4 protein-coding genes are annotated in these 5,258 nt (G+C 71.3%); all 4 read left to right on the top strand.

Annotation, left to right across the window (positions count from 1 at the left end):
- Positions 1–247, top strand: a 247-nt coding sequence (locus ACIQOV_RS26225; protein WP_401052447.1) for an acyl-CoA dehydrogenase family protein, incomplete at its 5' end; no start/stop codon positions are given.
- Positions 248–267: 20 nt separating this feature from the next.
- Positions 268–1,533, top strand: a complete 1,266-nt coding sequence (locus tag ACIQOV_RS26220; RefSeq protein ID WP_401052446.1) for a condensation domain-containing protein — start codon at positions 268–270, stop codon at positions 1,531–1,533.
- Between the two features lie 211 nt (positions 1,534–1,744).
- Positions 1,745–3,481 (top strand): ABC transporter transmembrane domain-containing protein, encoded by a 1,737-nt coding sequence (locus ACIQOV_RS26215; RefSeq protein WP_401052444.1) that lies wholly within the window; start codon positions 1,745–1,747, stop codon positions 3,479–3,481.
- On the top strand, positions 3,478–5,235 hold the full coding sequence (locus ACIQOV_RS26210; protein WP_401052442.1) for an ABC transporter ATP-binding protein: 1,758 nt from the start codon (positions 3,478–3,480) through the stop codon (positions 5,233–5,235). The genes ACIQOV_RS26215 and ACIQOV_RS26210 overlap by 4 nt, the downstream gene beginning before the upstream one ends.
- Positions 5,236–5,258: the final 23 nt, after the last annotated feature.

Here is a 5,258-nt window from a genome sequence, read left to right as displayed (position 1 = left end):
GGTGAGCAAGGAGCGGGGGGAGACGGAGTCCGTCAACCACACCCTGCTGGCGAAGTACCGGACCTCGACGATCGCCGTCAAGGCGGCCGCCGACGCGGTGCAGATCCACGGTGCCCAGGGCATCGGGGCGGAGGCTTCCGTTCAGCGTCACTACCGGGACGCCAAGGTGATGGAGATCATCGAGGGCACGACGCAGATCCAGCAGACCATGCTCGGTCAGTTCGCCGTCCGGGCGGCCCGGCTGTGAGCGAGCTCCGGACGGGGGCGGTGACATACGGTCAGCTGTCGGTCCTGCGTTCGCTGGAGACACACGGCCCCGACCATCGGGCGGTCGCCAATCTGGTCAGTGTCTGGGAGGTGCCGTTCGGTCTCGGCGCGGCCCAAGTCATGGACGCCTGGCTCCAGTTGGTGGAGAAACACGAGTCGCTGCGGACCACCTACGACCTGAGCGGCCCGACGCCGGCCCAGACGGTCCACCCGTACCGCCCGTCCCGGGTGGCTGCGCTGGAGCTGGCCGAGGACAGCTTCGCGGCGGCCCTGCGGCTGGGTGCCGAGGCGGCCGTCGAGCCGATCGACATCGAGACCGAGTTGCCGTGGCGCGCGTTCGTCACCACTCACCAGGGGGATGCGCTCCACCTGGTCACCGTGATCCACCACGTGGCGGCCGACAACGGTGCGCTGCGGGTGCTGGAGGAGCAACTCGGTGTCCTCCTGGAGGGCGGGGCGCTCGGGCCGGTGGTGCAGCCGCTGGAAATGGCGCAGGAGCAGCAGGAGGAACCGGGCACCCGGAGCGTCCGGCACTGGACCGAGGCCTGGAGCCGGCTCGTCCCGGCGGACCGGGATCCGGAGGACGCCACCGAGCGACGCCGGGCGTCGCTCTACAGCCCGGAGGGACTGGCCGCCGCGCAGGAGCTCTCCGACCGGCTGAAGATCTCGGTCCAGTCGGTGGTGCTCGGCGTCGGCGCGCTCGCGCTGTCCCGGCTCAAGCGCACCGAGCGGATGACCTTCGCGCTGATGGCCGCCAACCGGCTCACCACCCGGTGGGCGCCGCTGGTCGGCTCGCTCAACCAGTTCGCCCCGGTGACCGTCACGGTCGACGAGGAGGCCCACCCGCTGGAGTATCTGCGGGCCTGCTACGTCCAGTCCATGACGGCGTACATGAACGGCTGCTACGACGTCGACGCGCTGAAGGAGAGTCTCCGGGAGGCCGGCCTCCCGGAGACGGACCCCACCGCCTTCGCCAAGCACTACAACTTCCTCGGCGATGTGGACGCCGAGCCGGCCGCCGGGTCCTCCCTGCGCACCGGGATCGAGTGGCGTCCGTCCACCCAGCGGTCAGGGCCGAACTTCCACCTGGCAGTGGCCACGGGGAAGGGAATTCTCATCGGAGTGGGCGCGAGCCGCGATTATCTCGACGGAAATCTCCCAGCCGTTCTCGCGGCGTCGATCGAGGCTGGTCTCATCAATATGTCCAAGGGGTCCGAGAACTCCCTGGCGGAAGTTTCACTGGATAATCCTTGGCGAATGTTCTGAAGAGCGGAAGAATGCGGGGAGAAACGCTTCTTCCCCCCGCACTTCGGCATCCCTGGGCTTGGTCGAGCCAGTACTAGAAGCCTGCACAGATTCCTCGAAGCTGCTTCTTCATCATGACCACCTCCTGTCCGTGGTGACTATAGCCACAGACGGTCGGGAGGTGGAAGGAAAATCTGGATAAGGCCCAGGAAAGATGGTTAGGATTTAACTCATGACGGATTCGTATGCCGATCCGGGAACCCCGGATCACCGAAGTGCCGCACGTTACCTGTGGTGGCTGACCATGAGTCAGCGCCGACGGGTGACGGGCGGGGCGGTGATCGGCACCCTCTGGATGGTCGGCCTCCTGCTGCCGCCGTACCTCATGCAGCGTGCGATCGACGACGGGCTCCAGCGGGGGAAGACCGGAGTCCTGGTCGGCTGGGTGGCCGCACTGATCGGCGCCGCGCTGCTCAACGCATGGCTCGGCATCATGCGCCACCGCATCATGACGCGGGTCCGGATGGACGCCACCTTCCGGACCATCAAGGTCGTGGTCGCGCACTCCACCCGGCTGGGTGCCGAACTGCCCCGCAAGGTGACGGCCGGCGAGGTGGCCAGCATCGGCGTGGGCGACGTCGCGCAGATGAGCCAGACACTGACGATCACCGGCCCGGGCGTCGGCGCTGTCGTGGCGTACCTGGTGGCGGCCGCGCTGCTGCTGTCGGTCTCCGTCGCGCTCGCCCTCGTGGTCCTGCTGGGGGTGCCGTTGCTCGCGGTCGTCGTCGGGCCGCTGCTGGAACGCCTCCAGGGCGCGGAGTCCAAGTACCGCGCGCAGCAGGGGGCGCTGACCGCCCGGCTCGGGGACATCGTCGGCGGCATGCGCGTACTCAACGGCATCGGCGGCAAGGAGATGCTGGCCGGCCGCTACCTGCGCGGATCGCAGGACCTGCAGGCCGAGGGCTACCGGGTCGGCGCCGTGACCAGCTGGATCCAAGCACTCTCGGTCGGCCTGCCCGCCCTCTTCCTCGCGCTGGTGACCTGGCTGGCCGCCCGGATGGCAGCCGAGGGCACCATCACGATCGGCACGCTGGTCGCCGTCTACGGCTACGTCGCCGTCCTGGTGGTACCGGTCGCCAGCTTCATCGAGAGCGGATACGACCTCACCAGGGGTCTGGTCGCGGCTCGACGGGTCGTCCGGATGCTCGACCTGAAGCCCGCCTTCGAAGACGCCGCAACACTGCGGCCGGCCCATGACGAGCCATCGGCCCTGCACGACGCCGACACCGGTGTGGAACTGGCCCCGGGCCGGCTGACCGCGATCGTGAGCGCCCGCCCAGCCGATTCCGCGGCCGTGGTCGACCGGCTCGGCCGGTACAGCGCATCCGCCGCGACCTGGGGCGGCGTGCCGCTCGCCGAGATCGCCCTGGCCGAGATCCGCAGGCGGATCGTGGTGGCGGACAACGACGCCGACTTCTTCTCCGGCACGCTGCGCACCGTGGTCGACGGCCGGTCCGAGCACACCGGCCCGTCCATCGCCCAGGCCGTCCGAGATGCCGCGGCGGAGGACATCGTGCAGGCACTGCCCGATGGCCTGGACACCATGATCCAGGCCCAGGGCAGCAACCTCTCCGGCGGTCAGCGCCAGCGGCTGCGGCTGGTCCGTGTCCTGCTGGCGGACCCGGAGGTGCTCCTGCTGGTCGAGCCCACCTCCGCCGTGGACGCCCACACCGAGGCCGCCATGGCCGCCGGGCTGCGCCGGGCGCGCACCGGGCGCACCACCGCCCTCACCTCGACCTCCCCCGTCCTCCTGGAGCAGGCCGACACCGTCTGCTACCTCGTCGACGGCCGTCTGGCGGCGGCCGGCCCGCACCAGGAACTGCTCGCGACAGAGCCCGGCTACCGCGCGCTGGTGGCTCGCGGCGAAACCGCCACCGAGTCCACGCCCGCCGAGGAGGCCGTCCGATGACCGCTCAGACCGAGACCGCCCCCGGACGGCTCCCGATCGCCGGTCCCGCCGAGGTCCGCCGGGCCGCCGTGCGCCTGATGAGGCAGGACGGCCGTGCCGTCGCCGCGACGCTGACCCTCAACGGACTGGCCGCGGCCGCCGGTCTGGGCGGCCCCTGGCTGCTGGGCCGGATCATCGACGACGTCCGGGGCGGCGCCGGCACCGGACACGTCGACCGACTCGCCCTCGGCATCCTCTGCTTCGCGCTCGCGCAGCTGCTCCTCGGCCGCTTCGCCCGCTACGCCGCCCACCGCTTCGGCGAGCGGACCCTGGCACGGATCCGAGAGCGGTTCGTCGACCGCTCCCTCGCCCTGCCCGCCTCGGTGGCCGAACGCGCCGGCGTCGGTGACCTGCTGACGCGCGGCACCGCCGACGTCGCCACCGTCGGCACCACCTTGCGCGACGCCGGGCCGGAGGTCTCCGTGGCGCTCGTCCAGATCCTCCTGATCCTGGTCGCCATGCTCGCGGTCAACCCGCTGCTCGGCATCTGCGGGTTGCTCTGCCTCTCCGGGATCTGGTTCGCCACCCGCTGGTACCTGCGCCGTGCACACACGGGTTACCTCGCCGAAGGCGCCGCCAACTCCGCGCTGATCGAGATCCTCACCTCCACCGCGACGGGGGCCCGCACCGTCGAGGCCCTGGGCCTCCAGGACCGCCGCATCGCCGCCACGGCCGAGGCCGTCGAGCACTGCCGGGGCACCCGTACCTACACCCTCAGCCTGCGCACCGTGCTCTTTCCCGTGGTCGAGTTCTCGTACATCGCCCCGGTCGCCGGCATCCTGCTGCTCGGCGCCGCCCTGCGCGACACCGGCGCGGTCACCACCGGCGCGGTGGTCGCCTGCGCCCTCTACTTCTGGAAGCTCTCCGAGCCGCTGGACAAGGTCCTGCTCTGGCTCGACCAACTCCAGCGCAGCAACGCCTCCTTCGCCCGAGTCGAGGGCGTCGGCCAGGTGGACGCCCCGGCCGTGACCGGCGGCGGCCGGCCCGAGGACGACCGGATCGACGTGGTCGACGTCCGGTACGCCTACCAGGGTGAGCGGGACGTCCTGCACGGCGTCGACCTCACCGTCCGTCCGGGCGAGCGGCTGGCGATCGTCGGCCCGTCCGGAGCCGGCAAGTCCACTCTGGGCCGGCTGCTGGCCGGCGCGGAGACGCCCCGCACCGGACGGGTGACGGTGGGGCAGGTGCCCGTCGCCGAGCTCGACCCGGCCCAGCTGCGCCGACACGTCGTCCTGGTCTCCCAGGAGCATCACGTCTTCCTCGGCACCGTCCGGGACAACCTCCTGATCGCCGCGCCCGCCGCGACCGACCAGGACCTGCTCGCGGTGCTGGCCGCCGTCGACATCGACTGGGTGGACGAGCTGTCGGACGGGCTGGACACCGAACTCGGCGCCGGCGGGCTCCGTCTGAACGCCCAGCAGGCCCAGCAACTCGCCCTGGCCCGGGTGGTCCTGGCCGATCCGCACACGCTGATCCTGGACGAGGCCACCTCCCTGCTCGACCCGACCACCGCCCGGCACACCGAGCGCTCGCTGGCGGCCGTGCTCAAGGAACGCACCGTGATCGCCATCGCCCACCGCCTGCACACCGCCCACGACGCGGACCGGGTCGCGGTCATGGACGGCGGCCGGGTGACCGAATTGGGCAGTCACGACGAGCTGTTGGCGGCCGGCGGCGGATACGCCGCGCTGTGGAAGTCCTGGCACGGCGCCTGAGCGCGCCCCCGCCCTCCCTACCC

Source organism: Kitasatospora sp. NPDC091257, assembly GCF_044757675.1.
Lineage (GTDB): Bacteria > Actinomycetota > Actinomycetes > Streptomycetales > Streptomycetaceae > Kitasatospora > Kitasatospora lactacystinica.
The sequence above is the reverse complement of the archived record's forward strand: the minus strand, read 5'-3'. Positions and strand labels throughout refer to the sequence as shown.

Coding starts and splice junctions, on each gene's coding strand:
- ACIQOV_RS26215 (WP_401052444.1), top strand. CDS start 1,745: ATGACGGATTCGTATGCCGATCCGGGAACCCCGGATCACCGAAGTGCC.
- ACIQOV_RS26210 (WP_401052442.1), top strand. CDS start 3,478: ATGACCGCTCAGACCGAGACCGCCCCCGGACGGCTCCCGATCGCCGGT.